Raw genomic sequence first — 18413 nt, forward strand, 5'->3', positions numbered from 1 at the left:
GACCGGGTCAGGACCGGATCAAGGCCGCTTCAAGGGTAGATTCCGGAAAAAGAAGCAGCCGCCGCGATCAGGTATCGAACCTGATCGCGGCGGCTGTTTGGCGCGCTTTTTCTACCATTCGAATTCGAGCTGCCGCTCGTTCGGACGGGAAGCGATGCCGCCGTGCCCGCGGTGCATGATAGGTTTCTCCATCTTACAGGGGCGCTGCTGACGCCGCAGCGTCAGTCTTATTTTCACGCATCAAGATTTGAAATTCCTCGCGGTAGATGCGGTCCACGTTGCCGAGCACGGCCTGCGCCCGATCGGCAAACTTGAGCTTGACGATTCCTTTTTTGTCGATCAGCACGCCGGTCTGGCCGCGATACGGGCCAAAAGCCGCTTCGTGCAGCCGCCCGGCGCCTTGCGTCGGCGGAGCGAAAAAGAAGCGCATCAGATAATGGACGGGAAGCGGGAGGCCGGATTTTTTGCCTTTGCGAAGCGTGTTGTTGGGGCCGGGATCGGCGCTGCGCAGCAGGATGCCGTCCGCCGCTTCCGCCGGGGCCAGCGCCTGCGTCCAGAGTGACAGCGCAAGCTTGGTGTCCGCGTACGCACCCGTCAGCGGCTTGAACGTGCCCGGCTTGGCCAGCTTGTCGGGATCGAACTTCTTCGTATAGGCGAACGCGTTTGACGACGTGCCGATCACGGTCTTCAGCGATCCGCGCAGCAGCAGCTCTTTTGTCTCGCGGTAGAGAATGTACGGCACGACCGTTTGCAGCTCGTAATGCTTTTCGCGTCCCTGCGGCGAAAATTCGAGCTCCGCCAGGCTGCCGCCCGCGTTGTTGAACAGCACGTCGATCGCCGTCTCCTCATGCCGGATACGCTTCAGCGCCGCGGCCAACTGCCGGTAATCGGTCAGTTCCGCGGTGTAGACCCGCAGCCGCCCTGCGCGGATCGCCGCCGAGATTGCTTCGTCCTCCGCCGCAAACGGCGAACGGATCAGCGCGGCGACGTCCCAGCCTTCGGCCAGCAGCCTGCGCGTCAGTTCCAGGCCGATGCCGTTGTTGGCACCGGTGATCAGGGCCGTTCTGCCCGCTGTCGGGGCGGTATGAGTATCTTTCATGCTGCATGCCTCCATTCGATTATTCGATCATGGAGAACAGCATATAACTTGGAGCCAGCTCCAAGTCAACAACGATGTGCTGCTTGTTGACTTGGAGCCAGCTCCAAGTCAACAAACGGTGTGTTGCTTCTTGACTTGGAGACTGGCTCACAAGTCCGCAAACGGTGTTTTGCTTCTTGACTTGGAGACTGCATTAAACGGTATACTCGGTTCAACGAACATCAACCGATCAAGAGGAGCGATAGCACTTGACCGAACAAACGATCCGCCGGGCGGAGACGACAGAAGGATACACGATCAAGCAGACCGCGGAGCTGACCGGCCTGCCGGGAGACACGATCCGTTATTACGAGAAGATCGGGCTGCTGCCGAGAGCGAAGCGCAAAGCCAACACCCACCGCATCTATGCCGAGAGCGACGTGCAGACGATGAAGCTGATCCTGTGCCTCAAAAAAACGGGCATGCCGCTGGAGGAAATGAAGCCGTATCTCGACATGTCCCGCACCGGAGACCTCGCCGATACGCCGGAAGCGTTCGAGCGCATCCGGCAGTACCGGGCCGAAGTGCTGAAGCAGATGTCTTCGCTGCAAACGATCGTCGATTTTATCGACCTCAAGCTGTCGCAGGGCACGCTGCTGAACGAAAGCGATTGCGACGCCGACCCGCAGAAAGGGCCGGGATTGCCGGCGAAGCGAGGCAGCAAGTTTCGGTGAATGCCAAAAAGCTCCGAATCCGCAGCTTCCTCTTGTTTGGAAGAAGCGGTTTTCGGAGCTATGGCCGTGCCTTCGAATCGGTAGACCTATTTTCAATCCATCAATCCCGATCAACCGACCTCAATCACCAAAGCCGCTTCAAAATACTCGCCCGGCTCAAGTCCGACGGCAAGCTCTTTGTTTTTGAGTTCGCCGTCGAAGCGGTCCGCGTCGGCGAGGCCGTGCCACGGTTCGATGCAGAGAAACGGCGCGTTTTGAGGCTGCCAGACGCCGAGGTACGGGAAGTTTTCGTACGAGACGGTCACGCTGCGCTCGCTTTTGTCGCTTCTCAGCGCCACGCGTTCCGATTTGACGTCGCGGAAGATCATGGCGCCTTCTTCGAACTGCGCGCGCGTCAGCGGCAGTACGGTTCCTTTTTCCAAAACGATCTCCGATTTGTCCGGGATCTGGATATTGCCGCCCGTCACGAAAAAGCGTTCCAGTGTCTCTTCCCGTTCAAACTCCAACCGATAGTCTTCGAAATCGCCTTCGCCGCCGATCGGGCAGTTGAACGCGGGGTGCGTGCCGAGCTGGAAATGGATGCGTTTGTCGTCGTCGTTGTCCACCCGGTACTGGATGCGCAGGGTCGAACCTTCCAGCGTATAGGTGAGCGTGAGCGCGAATCGGTACGGGTACATAGCAAGCGTCTCGTCGTCGTACGACAGATGGAACACGGCCCGCGCCGCGTCCGATTCGACGAGCCGGAACTCGCGATTGCGGGCGAAACCGTGGTTTTTGAGCTCGTACGTGCCGCCTTCGGCGCGCATTTTGCCTTCGTACACCGACCCGACGATCGGGAACAGCACCGGCGAACGGCCTGTCCAGAAAGCGGCGTCGCCGCTCCACATGTACTCGAGGCCCGTATCTGTGCGTTTGAAGCTGACCAGTTCCGCGCCGAGCGGCTTGATCTCGACCGTGGCCGTGTCGCTGCTTAAAATTGCGTTCATAGGTTCTTCCCTCCGGGTGAATGATTTTGTGAAGCTTGAACTGCCTTTAGTGTAGCAAAAAAAGCACCGCCGTAAAAACGCCTTCGGCGCTTGCGGGCGGGCGGCGGACGCGCAGAATGGCTATAATGGGGAAAAGCGACTGGGGGGACTTCGCCGGCGTGCTCGGCGCGGAGCGGGTGCGGGTAGAGAGGTTAAGCCGGAGTGGACCGGTTACGCTGCTTTTTCGGCAATGTAGCGTTGAAAAAGGACGCGAAAAGGCGTTTACGCTGCCTTTTTGGCAGCGTAACCTCGCCTCCAATAAGCCGATCAAGCGTCTCCCGGCGACACGCGACATCCGACATCCGCCTGCGGACTGCCGCCCAGGCGCCGCGACGTAGATCCAATCCCGACAGGAGGTATCCGTCATGACCGAACCAACCCCGATTCGCGAGCAGCTGACCTTCGCCATGGGCTGCTTCTGGGGACCGGAAGACCGTTTCGCCCGGGTTCCGGGCGTCACGGCCACGCGCGTGGGCTACTGCGGCGGCGATACGCCGTCCGTCTTGACCCCGCCCGCGGCTCCCGGCGAAGCCCCGCCTGCTTTACCGCAGCCGGATTCGCCTGCGGCTCCTGCCGGGGTCCCGCCCGCAGACCCCGGCGAGAACCCGCCGCCGGTTCCGACCCATCGCCGCCTCGCCGGGCACTCCGAAGCGGTCGAAGTGGAGTTCGATCCGCGGATCGTCTCGCTTGAGGAGCTGCTCCGAAAGTTCTGGGGCGAGCACAATCCGTCAGCGATCGAAAGCTACAAGCCGGACGATTCCCGCTACCGTTCGATCCTGTTTTACCGAAGCGAAGAACAGCGGGCGGCGATGGAGCGGGTGCGGAGCGAGCCGGCGGATGCAGGGCGCAGCCGCGAGTTGACCGCGCTGCGTCCGCTCGGCGTTTTCTACCCGGCGGAAGAGAAGCACCAGCGGTACGAAGCGAAGAAGCGGCAAAGAAACGGTGCCGGGCAGCGCAGCAGAAGCAGCGGGAAAGGTGAAAACTGAGGCGGTTCGGGCTATTTTTAACGGATCGCACGGGCGCTTCTCATAGGCTTTGCCTGCGCATTTCTGAGCGTGACCCTATGGGTTGTTGTCTTTTTTCTCGGAAATTCGCGTGTAAACTTCCCGTGGCTTTGCACTTTCGGGTACAATCGTGGCATAGGGGAGGGGATCCGCATGAACCATTTCGACAAAGGCATCGAGTGCTACAACCGTAGAGATTTCAGGAATGCCGATTTTTATTTTAAAAAAGCGCTGGTGGAAAAAGGAATGGATGCCGTGACTCTCGACTATCTCGGGCGCTGCCGGCTGATGCTGGGCGATTCGCGCGGCGCGCTGGAACTGTTCGATCAGACGATGAAGATGCGGCCGACCTGGGCCAATCCGTATGCCGGCAAAGCGCGGGTATACGCCAATCGCGGCAAAAATGAGGAAGCCGAAGCGATGGCGCGGCGCGCGCTCATGCTGAACGCGGAATCCGCGGACAGCTGGTCGGTGCTGGCTTATATATGCGAACGCACGACGCGGCTCAAGGAAGCCAAGTCCTGCTACTTGCGCGCAATCGAACTGGACCCGATGCTGGAAGAGGCGCACGTGCATCTGTCCGTCGTCTATTACCAGCTGTGGGAACCGTATTCGAAATGTCTGGAGCAGCTCGACCGGGCGCTGGACATCAATCCGAATTCGACCGACGCGCTGTTCAACAAAGGGCTGATTTACAAAGATTTGCGCCGCCACGGCGCGAGCAAGGCCGTGTTCGAGAAGCTGCTTGCGATCGATCCGGAAGACCGGGAAGCGAATCTGGAGCTGGCGGAGCTGTACAAGCGCGACCGCCAGTACGAGAAAGCGCAGCAGTGCATGGCCCGGGCGCGCGATCGCAGATCGTACGACGGCCGGGTCGGCGGCAGGTCGCAGGATCGCGGCAAGACCGACCGTTAAGGGCGGGCCGGGCGAAGCCCGATTCCCGATCATCAAGCATTCATTAAGCGAAAAAGAGCATAAAAAAACGGGACGAAGCAGCCGCTTCGTTCCGCTTTTGCATAAGGAGACCGATCCCATGACGGAAAAAGAAAACAGGGCGGACCGCCCGGCGCACCGCGCCGGCACTTCCGCCGAACCTCCCGCCGGCACGGTTCCGCCGAACAGTCAGCCCGCCGACGCGGATCACGGCCTCGGCGCCGATGTTATCGAAGTGCGCCGGATTGCGTTCGGCACGGCGGAATACGAACTTGCGCTGAAGCTGCGCGACGAAGTGCTGCGCCGCCCGCTCGGGCTGAGCATCGCGGACGACGATCTGTCCGGCGAGGAAGCCGCGCTGCATATCGGCGCTTTTGCCCGGCGGCGGGGCGGAGCCGAAGCGCGGCTGGTCGGCACGCTGCTGCTGCGCGCCGCAGGCGAGGGGGCGCTGCAAATGAAGCAGGTCGCGGTCGACGAAGCGCTGCGCGGCACCGGAACCGGGCGGCAGCTGGTGCGGTTTGCCGAAGCGCTGGCCGCGCGGCAGGGGTACGGCGAGATCGTGCTGCACGCCCGCGAGACGGCGGCGCCTTTTTACGACAAGCTCGGCTACGCGCGCGAAGGCGAGCGCTTCGAAGAGATCGGCATTCCGCATTATTCGATGCGGAAGCCGCTCGGCGGCGCGCCGGAGTAACGCGCCGCTCTGCCGGCGGCGGGCAGCGGAGGCGCCGCGCTATTTGCACCGGCCCTATCGCGCGCCGCCTCGCCGCTCTGCATCGCCAAAAAGCCCGAACGACCGGCAGGAGAAAGCGCCGGCGGTTCAGGCTTTTTTGTCTTTTCCATACGGCGGCGTGCGGCGGATCTTCGCGGCGTTTGCCGCTCAAGCAGCCGCTCGCCGCAGCTCCTCACCCAGCCGCGCAAAGCCGCTTGGCACGGCTGCACGAGCGCCAGCGCCATTCAGCGCTCCGCCGCCTACTCCACGTACCCTTTGACCAGGCCGGTCGGCAGCGGTCGGGGCTGTTCGCAGGTCGTGGACAGCTCCGCGTAGACGCCGCTGTCGGAGCTTGTGTGGAACGCGTGCATGATCTCCAGCACGTGGTTCGCGAGTTCGCCGTTTGCGCGCGGCGTGCCGCCGTTCACGATGCAGTGGGCCATATCGGCGATGCCGAGTCCCCGGCTGTTCTCGGCGTATTGGTGCACGACCGGAATCTCTTTGAACTCGTTCCCGCCGGCCGGGCGCAGCAGCACCGGACCGCCGAAGTTGTTCGGATCGGGCACGATCAGCGTGCCCTGCGTGCCGTAGATCTCGATAAACGGCAGCGTGCTGCTCCAGACGTCGAAGCTCGTGATCATCGTCGCGACCGCGCCCCCGCGAAACCGCAGCGTGCCCGCGATATGCGTCGGCACTTCGACGTCGATCTTCTCGCCGAACCGCGGCTCGCTCGTGATCGTGCGCTGCTCGAACGATTTGGCCGTCATCCCCGCCACGGTCTGCGCCGGGCCGAGCAGCGACACGAGCGCCGTCAGGTAATAAGGCCCCATATCGAACATCGGGCCGCCGCCGGCCTGGTAATAGAACGCCGGGTTCGGATGCCAGTTCTCGTGGCCGTGGCCCAGCATGAACGCGGTCGCCGCGATCGGCGTGCCGATATAGCCGTCGTCGATCAGCTTGCGCGACGTCTGCAGGCCGGCGCCGAGGAACGTGTCCGGCGCTCCGCCGAGCAGCAGTCCTTTTTCCCGGGCCAGATGCACCAGTTCGCTGCCCTGCTCGGGCGACAGGGAGAGCGGCTTTTCCACATAGACGTGTTTGCCGTGCTCCAGCGCCAGACGGCAGATACGGAAATGGTCGCCCGGCGTCGTCAGGTTGAGCACGATCTCGATCTCCGCGCTCTCCAGAATCTGCTCGGCCGTCCATTGGTTCGCAATGCCGTATTTGTCCGCGGCCGCGGCCATTCGCTCCTCGCTGATATCGGAGATCGCGAACACTTCCGTGTTGGCGAACGTCCGGGTCAGGTTTTCCAGATAGATGCCGCTGATGTTGCCGCAGCCGATGATGCCGATTTTTACTTTGCGCATCGCAGTTTCCGCCTCTCGTCCGTTTGGAATAACTTCACGTTCAGCGGGCTGCCCACAGCAGGCCGCGCCGCATCAGTTCTTTGGCTTCCGGAATATCGAAAATGTTCACCTGGTGGCCGAGCGAGTTGTAGAACACTTTGCCCGCGCCCCAACGTTTGGTGTAGACGACCGGCATGACGATTTCGCCGTTGGCGGAATGCGGGCCTTCGCTGATTTTGAACGTCGTCGTGGCGAGAACGTCCACCACCGGATCGACGTGCAGGTAATACTGCTCCGACTTCACGGTGAAGTCCGGGATATTGTCCACGATTGGGCTCGAAGAAGTGCGCGTCATGCGGACTTCGTACTCCACGCCGTCGTTGAACGGATGCGCCACCCACTGCGATCCGGTCAAAAATTGCCACTCGACGCTGTTGCGGAACGAATCGCACATGCCGCCGTGGCAGCCCGCCATGCCGACGCCGGATTCCACCGCTTTCAGCACCGGCTGAAGCTGTTCGTTGGTGATCTCGCCCATCGTCCATACCGGCACGATCAGGTCGAGCTTCATCAGGCGTTCTTCGTCCAGAAAAGCGTCCAGCGTATAGGCAATTTCCGCTTCAAAACCTTCCTGGCGAAGAATGTCGGCGAAAAGGTCGGCAACTTCCTTCGGCTGGTGTCCGTCCCAGCCTCCGCTTACGATCAAAGCCTGCTTGCTCATGATATCGATCTCCCGTCTCGTATAAGAATAGGCAATCCGCTGATATAAGACTACACTCCCATTGTAAAGGAAGCCCTTACATGAAGCGCGCCATTTTCGTTGCGGGAGTGGACGATTTTTGCTAATATGCACCTATTCGAACACAAGAACGGAGGCGCGGCGATGAGAGCTTTTCACGAAAACCGGATCTACGGCAGCGGTCTGCCGGTCCAGATCTCCAAAGTGCGCAGTATCGATTTTCTGGCGCATTGGCATCATGACCTGGAGTTTATGTACGTCAGCGAAGGCTCGCTTCAGGTCGGGATCAATTCGGAGACTCGGACGCTGCGGGCGGGCGAATTCGCTTTTTGCGGCAGCGGGGACATTCATTACTACGACAGCGGCAAAAGCGAGTCGGAGATCATTCTGGTCGTGTTCAATCCCCGGCTGATCGGCAGCGCGGCGGGTTGGCCGGAAGAAGGCGCGATCCGGTCGCCTTTTATCCCCTATTCGGATACGGGCGAGCGTTCGCCGTTCGAAGAAGAAGCGCTGCGGGAGCTGGCCGGGGTGATGGAGCGGATCGCGGCGGAAGAAGAGGCGGGACGCGAGCAGTCGGATGCCGTCATTACCGGACTGCTGCACATGCTGTGCGGATTGGCACTGCGCTACGCGTCGGCGGACGGGCCGGGCCGCAGGCGCAGCGCCCGCGCGGCCGCCCATCTCAAGACGACGCAGGAGCTGCTCGATTATCTGGACCGTCATTACACGCGGCCGCTCACGCTTCAAGACGGGGCGGATCGGGCGCGGATGAGCGTGTTCCATTTTTCCCGTTTTTTCAAAAATGTGACCGGCATGAACTACAACACCTACCTCAACGAGCTGCGGATCGGCCGCGCGGAACGTCTGATCGTGGGCACCGACGCCAAGCTGATCGATATCGCGCTGGAATGCGGCTTCGGCAATGTGCGGACGTTCAACCGGGTGTTCCGGCAGCTTCGGGGAGGGACGCCGTCCGATTTGCGGTATTAGGCGGCGTCGGGCTATTTGGGCTAGGTCAGGCTATCAGGCTATTAGATGAAATGGAAATTCGGGAATTAAAAAAAGCGAAAATTGCGAACCGTTCGGCGGTGCGGGGAGTCTTTGTAACGAGGCGCAGGAAGGCGTGCAGGCCGTGAAAACGACCGCGGCCTTCTCCGTGCGACCTAGATTAACTGCCGAGCCAACATCCAAATATGTACTTTAAAAGAAAATTTTGAAATTTAGCGAACCGTTCGGCAGCGTTGGCCGTCTCTTATGCAGAACCAAAAAAACAGACTCACTCAGGAGGAACAAATTATGAACATTCCATTCAAACCCGCAATGTTGAGCATGGCCCTGGTCATCGGATTTACCGGCGCAAGCGCAGGCGTGGCCGCCGCGGCGACCGCCCCGGCAAACGCTTCGACCAACGCTTCGACCAACGCCCCAACGACCGTCCCGACGAACGTCCTGGCCGATCCGGACTGGACATACGAAATTCCCGGCGACCGGGGCATCGAAAGCCTGTTCGGTTGGGCGACGCTTGGCGGAGGCAACGTGAACTTCAGAGCCGAACGCGGCGAAAATTCGTTTATCGCGCAGGCCGTCGACCGCGAAAGCGGCGACAAGGTCAACTGGGCTTACGATTTCCGGGGCGATACCAAAGTGCTGACCGGCGGCAGCTTCTATTACGGCAGCAACGGCGACGTCTACTTCCTGAGCAAAAAGTCGGAAGAGAAAAGCTATACGATCCGCGCCGTCGATGCGAAGGGCAAACTGAAATGGACGACGCCGGTCAAAGTGGACGTGGGCGGTGACCTGACCGTGCTGCCAAACGGAGATATCGTTCTGGAGAATACCGTGCAGGAAACGAAAAAAGCGAAAGGCTACACGACGTTCCACACGTTCGGCAGCGATGGCAAGCTCAAAAGCGAGAAGAAAGTGACCGGTTCCGATGGTTTCAGAATGCTGAGCAACGGCCAGGTCATGAGCAGAGACATGGATTCGTTGAAGCTCTACGCCAGCATAAACGCGCTGTCGAAACCTGTCTTGAAACTGAAGATGTCGGAATACGAGAACCTTTTCCATGACTTCCGCACTATGGGTTCCGAACCTGCCATATATTCGTTGAAAGACGGCGGCACGGTGATCGAAACGTACGAAGAAAGAATCGAACCCGGCAAAGAAGGCGAAGTGATCGAGATCGATCCGGACACGATCGACACCAAGCGGAAGCTGGTCGGATTCGACGCCAAAGGCAAGCAAACGTTCGAGCGCTCCTTGGCCAAAGGCGACAACGTGATGGCCACGGGCAGCGGATTCATCCTGCAAAAAGGCACGAAATTCGAAGCGTACGACATCCATAACAAACGGACGGGAGCCGCAGCGCTCGAAGGCAAAGACCTGTGGATGATGCCTTCGCCGAGCGGAGAGGTATCCGTCACGAGCAAAAAAGACGGCAAATTCTATGCGCTCGACGCCAAAACGCTGAAAGCGAACTACGAAGTCGACATGAACGCCGGCGCGGACCGCGTCAAAGGCTACTCCTTCTACTACGCCGGCAAAGGCGAACTGTACACGCTGGAAGCCGGAGAGAAAAAGCTGTCGCGCTACACGCTGAACTAAACGCTGAATCAAACGCCTGAACCAAACGTCGCAACCGCTATTCCTTCTCTGCCGGAACCCCTCTGGCGGGTAAACCCTGTCAAAACCGCCGTCTTCTCCGGAGACGGCGGTTTTTTCGCGGCTGGAGAGGAGGAAGAGGGCGAGGGAGGCGCGGAAAAGGTGATTTTGCTTGATTAGTTGCGGATATACAGCTGTTTCTGCCGGGATACGGCTTTTTCGGCTGTCGGGAGCGAAATAGATGGATATAGGCAGCTATTTTGAATTTGGATCACGAGATGGCGGGAATAACTGCTTACAGGCAGTTATTTTGGCGCAGGAAAAAGCCTGCGCGGGGCGCAGGCTTCTTTCTTGCGGCGAAAAGCCGTGGATACTCCGGCAGTCGTCAAAACCAGGCGCAATACGCATCGGCCCGATCCATCAGATCGAACGAAGACGGCCGTTCCGCCGCGACGGCAGCGAGCAGTTGCTCCGGCATGTCGTCCGGCGAGATCGCGCGCCCGCGAACGCTTTCGGCGGCTGCGCGCCCGCCAAACGCCGCGCCCGCCTCGCGGGCCGCCTGCGCTCCGCCGGCTGACCCCGCCGGCGCCGTCTCCGCGCGCCCGTGCGCGGCTGCCGCCGCGCCCCGCACGGCGCGGACCCCGGCGTCCGCCGCATGGCGCGCGGACAACAGCGGCGCATAGCCGCCGTGGGCGCGGCCGCCCGCAGCCGGCCCGCGCAGCGCGTCGGCCCCGCGCCCCGCAACCCGGGCGGCGAGGCCGCCCAGCAGGCCGGCCGCGCCGAGGCCGATCAGGAGCCGCGCGCTGGCCCGGCGCGTCTCCTGCGCACGGAGCAGATCGGCCAGAGCCCGGCCGATCAGCGCGTACTGCGCGGTATGGTGCTCGCACTCGCCCCAGCGGTCCGCTGCGGCCGCGCTCGCGGCTTCGCCCGGCGTCAGGCCGCGCAGCCGGCGGCAGCAGGCGCTCCACCGCACCGGATCGGCCGGGGCGAAGCCTTCGGAGAGCAGGCAGGCGCCATAGCCGGCGGCCGACCCGCAGGACAGCTTGAGCAGGCCGTACCGGCGGATGCTCCTGCGCGGCTCGCCCGCACCGGTCTCTTCCATAACGTCAAACGCAAACAGCTCGATGCCCGACAACTTTCGTTCGCTCATCCTGACTTTCTCCTCCTTGGTTTGGACTTCTGTCGCATGGGGCTGCGCCGCTTGCGCGGACGCGGTCCGTTTCACTCGATTGCTGCCGGAATCGGGAGACTGCCGAAGCAGCGCCCGACCCCGGCCGCCTCATTCTTCCCGCTTCACCTGCGCCGCATGGTCGAACCGCGCCACGACGAGCAGGTCCATATGCCGGGCGGTGCGCAGCAGGCGGCGGGTCAACGACCCGAACATCAGGCGATAGGCGGCGGAGCGGCGGGACTGGCCGACGATGAGCTGGGTGCAGCGGCGGGCGTCGGCGCGGAGCAGCAGTTCTTCGTGCAGCCGGCGGGGCGTGACGCGCTCTCCGAGATCGAATTGCCCGCCGAGGCGGCGGGTCAGGCGCTGGAGCTGTTCGATCCGCTCCCGCCCGCGCGCTTCCGGGCAGCCGCCGTCGGGAATGTAGCAGACGTGCCACGGCGCTTTGAGCCGGTACGCGATCCGAAAGCCGCGCCGGATCAACCGTTCGGCGTTGTCGCTCAGCGTGATCGCCACGAAGATGACTTCCTCGCGCCGCCACGGGCCGCGCAGCGAAGCGCTGCGTTCCCACGATTCCAGCCGTTCGTCGACGTCGTCCGCGATTTCGCGCAGCGCCAGTTCCCGCAGCGCGATCAGATTGCCCGTTTTGAAAAAGTTGCCCAGCGCCTGATCCACTTTTTCCCGCGCGTAGATTCGTCCTTCCTTCATCCGCTCCTGCAGCGCTTTGGGCGTGACGTCGATTAATTCGACTTCGTCGGCGAGGCGCAGGATGGAATCCGGCACCGTCTCCCGCACGCGCACGCCGGTGAGCTGTTCCACGCTGTCGTTCAGGCTCTCCAGATGCTGCACATTCATGGTCGAGATGACCGAGATGCCGGCGTTCAGGATGCGAATGACGTCTTCGTAGCGTTTTTTTTGCAGGCTGCCCGGCACGTTCGTATGCGCCAGTTCGTCCACGAGCACCACTTCGGGATTGCGGGCGATGATCGCGTCGGCGTCCATTTCTTCGAGCTGCGCGCCTTTGTAGGCGAAGACGAAGCGCGGCACCTGTTCGAGTTCGCCGACCTGGGCCTGCGTCTCGCGCCGCCCGTGCGTTTCCAGCAGGCCGACGACGACGTCGATCTTTTTTTTGCGTAAAATATTGCCTTCCCGCAGCATCGTATACGTCTTGCCGACGCCGGGAGCGGCTCCGATGTACACTTTGAACCGGCCGCGCTTGAGTTCTTCGATCCGGCGTCCGGCCTGTTCTTCGCTGAGGCGCCGGTACGGGCCGGCGGGATCGCCGAGCGGCTCTTTGCGTTTGGTCGGCAGAATCCGCTCGCCGCCGCCCGTCGAGCGGTCCGCGACGACGAACATGTCCACGTTGCGCATAAGTTTGACCATTTCCGCCACGATCGACCCTTTGAGCCATTCCTGGGTTCGCGTCTGGTTGGAGTGGCCGATGACGATGCGCGACACGTTTTGTTCCAGTGCGACCCGCACGAGTGTAGGCGGGATTTCGCGGCGCGAACCGATTTTGACTTCATGCAGCTTGGCGCCGATCTTCTCGCACAGCTTGCGGATCGAACGGCGGAATTCTTCGCGTTCCGGTCCGAGGCGTTCGCCTGGATTGACGAACGTGACGACCGACAATTCCCCGCCGAGCCGCTGCGCGATCTGCTGGCCCCGGCGGATATGGATCGAACCGTTCCAATGGTACTGGGCGGATACGAGAATATGCTCGGTCGTGCCCGAAGCGCCGGTATAGCCCTGCTGATCGCGGTATTTGAGCAGGCTGCCGTTGACGCCTTCGGCGACGAGGCGCAGCGTCAGTTCGCGCAGCACGCCGATATTGCCGCGGTTGAACAGCGTTTTGTCCGGCATGTTCGTCAGCAGGCCGTCTTCGATCCGCGCCAGCAGCGCTTCCGGCGTGACGTCGATCAGGCGCACTTCGTCGGCAAGCTCAAGCGTATCGGACGGGACCGTCTCCTTGACGTCGATGCCGATCAGTTTGCGCGCCATTTCGGTTACGCCCTGCAGTTCGTAGACATTGACGGTGGCGATAACGCTGATGCCTTTTCCGAGCAAAAAACGAATATCGTCCAGCCGGGACCGGTTCGGAGCGCCGGGGCGGTTGCGATGCGCGAGGCCGTCGGTCAGCAGCACTTCCGGGTTGCGGTGCAGGATCGCGTCCAGATCGAGGTCTTTGCGTTCGGCGCCGTCCCGGCCGGTCCAATGGATGCTCGGCACGCGTTCGAGTCCTTCGAGCTGCTCGATCGTCTCGGGCCGGCGCATGGTAGACACGGCGCACAGCACGACGTCGACGCCTTGATCCTTGAGCGTCTGCCCGTCGCGCAGCATATGGTACGTCTTGCCGGAGCCGGAGATGGCCCCGATGATAATCTTGAGCCGGCCGTTGTACAGCGCGTGGATTGACTCCAGAATCTCCTCCGGCGATTTGCGTTTGAAGTCGGGCATGGGCATTCTTCCTTCCGATTGAAGCTGCGGGTCGGCCGTCGGCCGTGCACCTAGGCCTGCATGCCTGGCTTAGCGCGATGCCGCGACGTCCAGGTTCAGCTCCAGCACGTTGACGGCGGGTTCGCCGAACAATCCCAGCGAACGGCCCTGCGTATGCTCGCGGATCAGCTGCTCCAGCTTGTCCGCCGCGATGCCGGTCGCGGCGCTGACGCGCGGCACCTGGGCTTCGGCGGAAGCCGGGCTGATATGCGGATCGAGGCCCGACCCGGAGTTGGTGATCAGGTCGACCGGCAGCTTCGAGACCGGAACGTCGGGATTTTCGGTCTGCCAGGCGGCGACCGAATCTTCCGCGCGCAGCAGCAGGTCCGGGTTGGACGGCGCGTAGTTCGGCGTGCCGGAGCCGTTCGCGTCATAGTCGATACTGGACACGCGGCCGTGGAAATACCCGGGTTCGGCGAAGTTCTGGCCGATCAGGCGCGAGCCGACGACCTGCCCTTCGGCGTTCTCGATCAGGCTGCCGTTCGCTTTGTCCGGCGCGGCGGCCTGGGCCACGGCCCAGACGGCGACGTTGTAGACGAGGCAGCACAGAATCGCCACGGAAAAAGTAGTGCGCAGCGTCACCCATATGATTCGCATAAAAGGTATCCTCCAATATAATGGGGGCGGGCGCCGGCACTTGGTTAGGAAAACAAGGCCGGACGAACCGCCGATTTTGAATGTTTGATCGATTTTAAATGTTTGATCGATTTTGAATATCGCATCGATTTCGAATGCCGTATCGATTGCGAGGGTTGTAACGACGGAGATGGTTTTGTTCGACGATCGGTCAGGTCGGTCAGGGCCGTCAGATCCGTCAGGGCCGTCAAATCCTTCAGATGAACACCTGAACGACCAGATCGATCAGCTTGATCCCGATAAACGGCACGATGACTCCGCCGAGGCCGTAGATCAGCAGGTTTTTGCCGAGCAGGCGGCTCGTGCTCATCGGCTTGTACGCCACGCCGCGCATCGCCAGCGGAATCAGCATCGGAATGATGATCGCGTTGAAGATCAGCGCGGACAGGATGGCCGACAGCGGGGAATCGAGCCGCATGACGTTGAGCGCCTGCATCTGCGGGATCGCGACCATGAACATGGCCGGGATGATCGCGAAATATTTGGCGACGTCGTTGGCGATGCTGAACGTGGTCAGCGCGCCGCGCGTCATGAGCAGCTGCTTGCCGATCGCGACCACTTCGATGATCTTCGACGGATCGGAATCCAGGTCGACCATGTTGGCCGCTTCCTTGGCGGCGACGGTGCCGCTGTTCATGGCGATACCGACGTCGGCCTGGGCGAGAGCCGGCGCGTCGTTCGTGCCGTCGCCGGTCATGGCGACGAGCTTGCCTTCGGCCTGCTCGCGGCGGATGACGGCGATCTTGTCTTCCGGCGTGCTCTCGGCGATAAAATCGTCCACGCCCGCTTCGCGGGCAATGGTGGCGGCGGTCAGCGGATTGTCGCCGGTACACATGATCGTCTTGATGCCCATGCGGCGCATCTGTTCGAACCGCTCGCGCATGCCGGGCTTGACGGTATCCTTGAGATAGATCAGGCCGTAGATCCGTTCGTCCACGGCGACGGCAAGCGGCGTGCCGCCGGCCGTCGCGATCGCGGCGCCGTTCGCTTCGAGGTCGCCCGGAATCGAGCCGCCCTGCGAGAGTACCCACTGCTTGACGGAGTCGACCGCGCCTTTGCGCACTTTGCGGCCGTCGGCAAGATCGATGCCGCTCATGCGCGTCTCGGCCTTGAATTCGATAAACTCGCCGCCTTCGGCCAGTTCTTCGTCGTAGACGAACCCGTTCTTTTTCATCAATTCCAGCACCGAACGGCCTTCCGGCGTCTCGTCTTGCAGCGAGCTGACCGAAGCCCAGTAGGCCGTCTCGTCTTCGCGGCTGCCCTGAACGGCGACGAATTCGCTCGCCATCCGGTTGCCGAACGTGATCGTGCCCGTTTTGTCGAGGATGATCGTATTGATATCGCCCGACGCTTCGACCGCTTTGCCGGACATGGCCAGCACGTTGAACTGCGTGACCCGGTCCATGCCCGCGATGCCGATCGCGGACAGCAGTCCGCCGATCGTGGTCGGGATCAGGCAGACGAGCAGGGCGACGAGAATCGGGATTTCCATTTGAATGTCGAGAAAGCCCGACAGGAACGGCAGCGTGACGACGACGATCAGGAAGATCAGCGTCAAGCTGACGAGCACGGTGTTCAGCGCGATCTCGTTCGGCGTCTTCTGGCGCTTCGCGCCTTCGACGAGCGAGATCATCCGATCGAGGAACGATTCGCCGGGATCGGCGGTGATGCGCACCTTGATCTTGTCGCTGACGACTTTGGTGCCGCCGGTGACGGAGCTGAAATCGCCGCCCGCTTCCTTGATGACCGGGGCGGATTCGCCGGTGATCGCCGATTCGTCGACGGAAGCGAGTCCTTCGACGACTTCGCCGTCGCCCGGAATCATCTCGCCGGTCGTCACGACGACGAAGTCGCCTTTGCGCAGTTCGGACGCCGGCACGACCTTGATCGCGCCGCCGCTCGACACTTTGTTGGCCGCGACGTCCTGCTTTGTTTTTTTGAGCGAATCGGCCTGGGCTTTGCCGCGGCCTTCGGCCAGCGCTTCGGCGAAGTTGGCGAACAGCAGCGTCAGCAGCAGGATGACCGAGGTGACGACGTTGAACCAGCGCGGCACGGTGCCGCCGAACGCGTCCGGCACGAAGCACAGCAGCAGCGTGACGAGAAATCCGATTTCGACGACGAACATGACCGGGTTGCGCAGCATGATGCGCGGATCGAGCTTCACGAACGACTGCCGCAGGGCGGCGCTTGCGATCTCCCCGCTCAGCATGGTCTTTTTCTTATCCATAAATCAGCGTCTCCATTTCTAATTAAGAGGTTTACAGCGTCAGCTGCTCGGCGATCGGGCCGAGTACGAGAGCGGGGAAGAACGTCAGCGCGCCGACGATCAGCACGATGCCGACGAAGACGGCTCCGAACATCGCGGTGTCGGTGCGGAACGTGCCGGACGATTCCGGGACCCGCTTCTTGGAAGCCAGCGAAGCGGCTACCGCCAGCAGCGTCACCATCGACAGGTAACGGCCGAAGAACATGACGATGCCCGTCGAGATATTCCAGAACGAAGTGGCGTCGCCCAGTCCTTCGAAGCCGGAGCCGTTGTTGGCCGCCGCGGACGTGTATTCGTACAGCGCCTGGGTCAGCCCGTGGAAGCCGGGATTCGAGATCGTCTCCGGATGGAGGGCGAGCGCGATCGCCGTCGGCACGAGAATCAGGAACGGCTGGATCAGCAGCGTGACCGCGATCAGCTTCATTTCCTTGCCTTCGATTTTGCGGCCGAGGAACTCCGGGGTGCGCCCGACCATCAGGCCGGACAGGAACACGGCGATGATCGCGTACATCAGCACGTTGACGAAGCCGACGCCCATGCCGCCGAAGACGGTATTGAGCATCATGTTGGCCAGCGGAACGAGCCCGCCGATCGGCGTCAGCGTGTCATGCATCGTATTGACGGCTCCGGTCTCGGCCGCCGTCGTAATGACGGAATAAAAAGCCGACTGCGCTTCGCCGAAGCGCACTTCCTTGCCTTCCATCGAGCCCTGGCTGTGTTCGATGCCGAGCGCGTTCAGCGCCGGGTTGCCTGCGCTTTCGGCGGTGAGCGACACGGTAGTCATGACGAGCAGCAGCATGAGCATGGAGACGAACAGCACGCGGCCCTGCTTGATCGAGCCGGCCATTTTGCCGTAAGCGAACGGCAGCGCGGAAGTGACGAGCAGCATGAGCAGGATTTGCAGCAGGTTGCTCAGCCCGTTCGGATTCTCGAACGGATGCGCCGAGTTGACGCCGAGGAAGCCGCCGCCGTTATTGCCCAATTCCTTGATCGCGAGAAACGAAGCGATCGGGCCGCGGGCGATCGTCTGCTGCGCGCCTTCGAGCGTCGTGGCCGTCGCGGCCGGTTCGAACGTCTGCGGCACGCCCATGAAGACGAACAGCAGTGCCGATACGAAAGCGACCGGCAGCAGCACGCGGGTCAGGGCACGGATCAGGTCGGCGAAAAAGTTGCCGGGCGCCCGGCCCGTCAAGCCGCGGATAAACGCCATGACGAGCGCGAGGCCGGTGGCCGGCGAGACGAACATGGCGAAGACGAGCACGCTGATCTGCGACAGGTAGGAGACGCCGCTCTCGCCGCTGTAATGCTGGAGGTCGGTGTTGGCCATGAAGCTGATCGCCGTGTTGAACGCGAGCGTCGGTTCCATGTTGGCGATGCCGGCCGGGTTCAGCGGCAGCAGCCCCTGGAAGCGGAGCACCAGATACACGAGCAGGATCATGACGGCGTTGCTCAGGACCAGCGAAGCGGCGTACGTTTTCCAACTTTGATTTTCTTCGCGGATCCCGCTGACTGCATGAATGAGCCGTTCGAACGGCCCGTAGATCCGGTTCAGCCGATTGGGGCCGTAATCGAACGCCGCCGCCAGGTACAGGCCGACCGGCTTCGCCAACGCTGCGGCGATCAGCAGCGTGACGGCGATTGCGAGGATGCTGATAGTAGTCACAAAACTTCCCTCCATCTG

Annotated in this window: 15 protein-coding genes; 6 read left to right on the plus strand and 9 right to left on the minus strand. The window is 61.9% G+C overall.

Annotated elements, in window-relative coordinates; genetic code table 11:
• Nucleotides 1-193: 193 nt before the first annotated feature.
• Nucleotides 194-1099 (minus strand): SDR family NAD(P)-dependent oxidoreductase, encoded by a 906-nt coding sequence (locus FFV09_RS11875; protein ID WP_141448020.1) that lies wholly within the window; start codon nt 1097-1099, stop codon nt 194-196.
• A 248-nt stretch (nt 1100-1347) separates the two neighbouring features.
• On the opposite strand from FFV09_RS11875, the gene FFV09_RS11880 reads away from it, so the two are divergent.
• Nucleotides 1348-1812 (plus strand): MerR family transcriptional regulator, encoded by a 465-nt coding sequence (locus tag FFV09_RS11880; RefSeq protein WP_246098324.1) that lies wholly within the window; start codon nt 1348-1350, stop codon nt 1810-1812.
• Between the two features lie 110 nt (nt 1813-1922).
• Here FFV09_RS11880 and FFV09_RS11885 read toward each other — a convergent pair whose 3' ends face one another.
• Nucleotides 1923-2798 carry an aldose 1-epimerase family protein gene (locus FFV09_RS11885; RefSeq protein ID WP_141448021.1) on the minus strand — a complete coding sequence of 292 codons (876 nt, stop codon included), beginning with the start codon at nt 2796-2798 and terminating at the stop codon, nt 1923-1925.
• 404 nt (nt 2799-3202) lie between these two features.
• On the opposite strand from FFV09_RS11885, the gene FFV09_RS11890 reads away from it, so the two are divergent.
• The 3 genes from FFV09_RS11890 (at nt 3203) to FFV09_RS11900 (ending at nt 5465) form a co-directional block, all read left to right on the plus strand.
• Nucleotides 3203-3823 carry a peptide-methionine (S)-S-oxide reductase MsrA gene (locus tag FFV09_RS11890; RefSeq protein ID WP_141448022.1) on the plus strand — a complete coding sequence of 207 codons (621 nt, stop codon included), beginning with the start codon at nt 3203-3205 and terminating at the stop codon, nt 3821-3823.
• A gap of 171 nt (nt 3824-3994) precedes the next feature.
• The gene (locus tag FFV09_RS11895) at nt 3995-4756 is read left to right on the plus strand and encodes a tetratricopeptide repeat protein (protein ID WP_141448023.1); all 762 of its coding nucleotides are present in this window, start codon (nt 3995-3997) and stop codon (nt 4754-4756) included.
• A 118-nt stretch (nt 4757-4874) separates the two neighbouring features.
• Entirely contained in the window at nt 4875-5465 is a 591-nt protein-coding gene (locus FFV09_RS11900) for a GNAT family N-acetyltransferase (RefSeq protein WP_141448024.1), read from the plus strand.
• Nucleotides 5466-5743: 278 nt separating this feature from the next.
• On the opposite strand, the gene FFV09_RS11905 is transcribed toward FFV09_RS11900, so the two are convergent.
• Nucleotides 5744-6847 (minus strand): Gfo/Idh/MocA family protein, encoded by a 1104-nt coding sequence (locus FFV09_RS11905; protein WP_141448025.1) that lies wholly within the window; start codon nt 6845-6847, stop codon nt 5744-5746.
• 40 nt (nt 6848-6887) lie between these two features.
• Nucleotides 6888-7547, minus strand: coding sequence for a ThuA domain-containing protein (locus FFV09_RS11910; protein ID WP_141448026.1), 660 nt, complete (start codon nt 7545-7547; stop codon nt 6888-6890).
• A gap of 162 nt (nt 7548-7709) precedes the next feature.
• Here FFV09_RS11910 and FFV09_RS11915 point away from each other — a divergent pair, with 162 nt between their 5' ends.
• Nucleotides 7710-8555 carry an AraC family transcriptional regulator gene (locus FFV09_RS11915; RefSeq protein ID WP_141448027.1) on the plus strand — a complete coding sequence of 282 codons (846 nt, stop codon included), beginning with the start codon at nt 7710-7712 and terminating at the stop codon, nt 8553-8555.
• A gap of 306 nt (nt 8556-8861) precedes the next feature.
• A complete protein-coding gene (locus FFV09_RS11920) occupies nt 8862-10169 on the plus strand; it encodes a hypothetical protein (protein ID WP_141448028.1) in 1308 nt (435 codons plus the stop codon).
• Between the two features lie 382 nt (nt 10170-10551).
• On the opposite strand, the gene FFV09_RS11925 is transcribed toward FFV09_RS11920, so the two are convergent.
• The 5 genes from FFV09_RS11925 to kdpA form a co-directional block, all read right to left on the minus strand.
• Complete coding sequence (locus FFV09_RS11925) at nt 10552-11316, minus strand: hypothetical protein (protein ID WP_141448029.1); 765 nt, start codon at nt 11314-11316, stop codon at nt 10552-10554.
• A 129-nt stretch (nt 11317-11445) separates the two neighbouring features.
• Complete coding sequence (locus FFV09_RS11930) at nt 11446-13791, minus strand: universal stress protein (RefSeq protein WP_141448030.1); 2346 nt, start codon at nt 13789-13791, stop codon at nt 11446-11448.
• 69 nt (nt 13792-13860) lie between these two features.
• A complete protein-coding gene (gene kdpC, locus FFV09_RS11935) occupies nt 13861-14427 on the minus strand; it encodes a K(+)-transporting ATPase subunit C (protein WP_141448031.1) in 567 nt (188 codons plus the stop codon).
• A gap of 235 nt (nt 14428-14662) precedes the next feature.
• A complete protein-coding gene (kdpB, locus tag FFV09_RS11940; RefSeq protein ID WP_141448032.1) occupies nt 14663-16693 on the minus strand; it encodes a potassium-transporting ATPase subunit KdpB in 2031 nt (676 codons plus the stop codon).
• Nucleotides 16694-16724: 31 nt separating this feature from the next.
• Complete coding sequence (gene kdpA, locus FFV09_RS11945; RefSeq protein ID WP_202111897.1) at nt 16725-18410, minus strand: potassium-transporting ATPase subunit KdpA; 1686 nt, start codon at nt 18408-18410, stop codon at nt 16725-16727.
• Between the last annotated feature and the right edge of the window lie 3 nt (nt 18411-18413).

Source organism: Saccharibacillus brassicae (genome assembly GCF_006542275.1).
Classification (GTDB): domain Bacteria; phylum Bacillota; class Bacilli; order Paenibacillales; family Paenibacillaceae; genus Saccharibacillus; species Saccharibacillus brassicae.

What these genes read in the sequence shown, in the direction of transcription:
- kdpC (WP_141448031.1), bottom strand. Translation starts at nt 14,427, where the DNA reads ATGCGAATCATATGGGTGACGCTGCGCACTACTTTTTCCGTGGCGATT.
- FFV09_RS11925 (WP_141448029.1), bottom strand. Translation starts at nt 11,316, where the DNA reads ATGAGCGAACGAAAGTTGTCGGGCATCGAGCTGTTTGCGTTTGACGTT.
- FFV09_RS11920 (WP_141448028.1), top strand. Translation starts at nt 8,862, where the DNA reads ATGAACATTCCATTCAAACCCGCAATGTTGAGCATGGCCCTGGTCATC.
- FFV09_RS11910 (WP_141448026.1), bottom strand. Translation starts at nt 7,547, where the DNA reads ATGAGCAAGCAGGCTTTGATCGTAAGCGGAGGCTGGGACGGACACCAG.
- FFV09_RS11890 (WP_141448022.1), top strand. Translation starts at nt 3,203, where the DNA reads ATGACCGAACCAACCCCGATTCGCGAGCAGCTGACCTTCGCCATGGGC.
- kdpB (WP_141448032.1), bottom strand. Translation starts at nt 16,693, where the DNA reads ATGGATAAGAAAAAGACCATGCTGAGCGGGGAGATCGCAAGCGCCGCC.
- FFV09_RS11895 (WP_141448023.1), top strand. Translation starts at nt 3,995, where the DNA reads ATGAACCATTTCGACAAAGGCATCGAGTGCTACAACCGTAGAGATTTC.
- FFV09_RS11915 (WP_141448027.1), top strand. Translation starts at nt 7,710, where the DNA reads ATGAGAGCTTTTCACGAAAACCGGATCTACGGCAGCGGTCTGCCGGTC.
- FFV09_RS11905 (WP_141448025.1), bottom strand. Translation starts at nt 6,847, where the DNA reads ATGCGCAAAGTAAAAATCGGCATCATCGGCTGCGGCAACATCAGCGGC.
- kdpA (WP_202111897.1), bottom strand. Translation starts at nt 18,410, where the DNA reads ATGGAGGGAAGTTTTGTGACTACTATCAGCATCCTCGCAATCGCCGTC.
- FFV09_RS11930 (WP_141448030.1), bottom strand. Translation starts at nt 13,791, where the DNA reads ATGCCCGACTTCAAACGCAAATCGCCGGAGGAGATTCTGGAGTCAATC.
- FFV09_RS11875 (WP_141448020.1), bottom strand. Translation starts at nt 1,099, where the DNA reads ATGAAAGATACTCATACCGCCCCGACAGCGGGCAGAACGGCCCTGATC.
- FFV09_RS11900 (WP_141448024.1), top strand. Translation starts at nt 4,875, where the DNA reads ATGACGGAAAAAGAAAACAGGGCGGACCGCCCGGCGCACCGCGCCGGC.
- FFV09_RS11885 (WP_141448021.1), bottom strand. Translation starts at nt 2,798, where the DNA reads ATGAACGCAATTTTAAGCAGCGACACGGCCACGGTCGAGATCAAGCCG.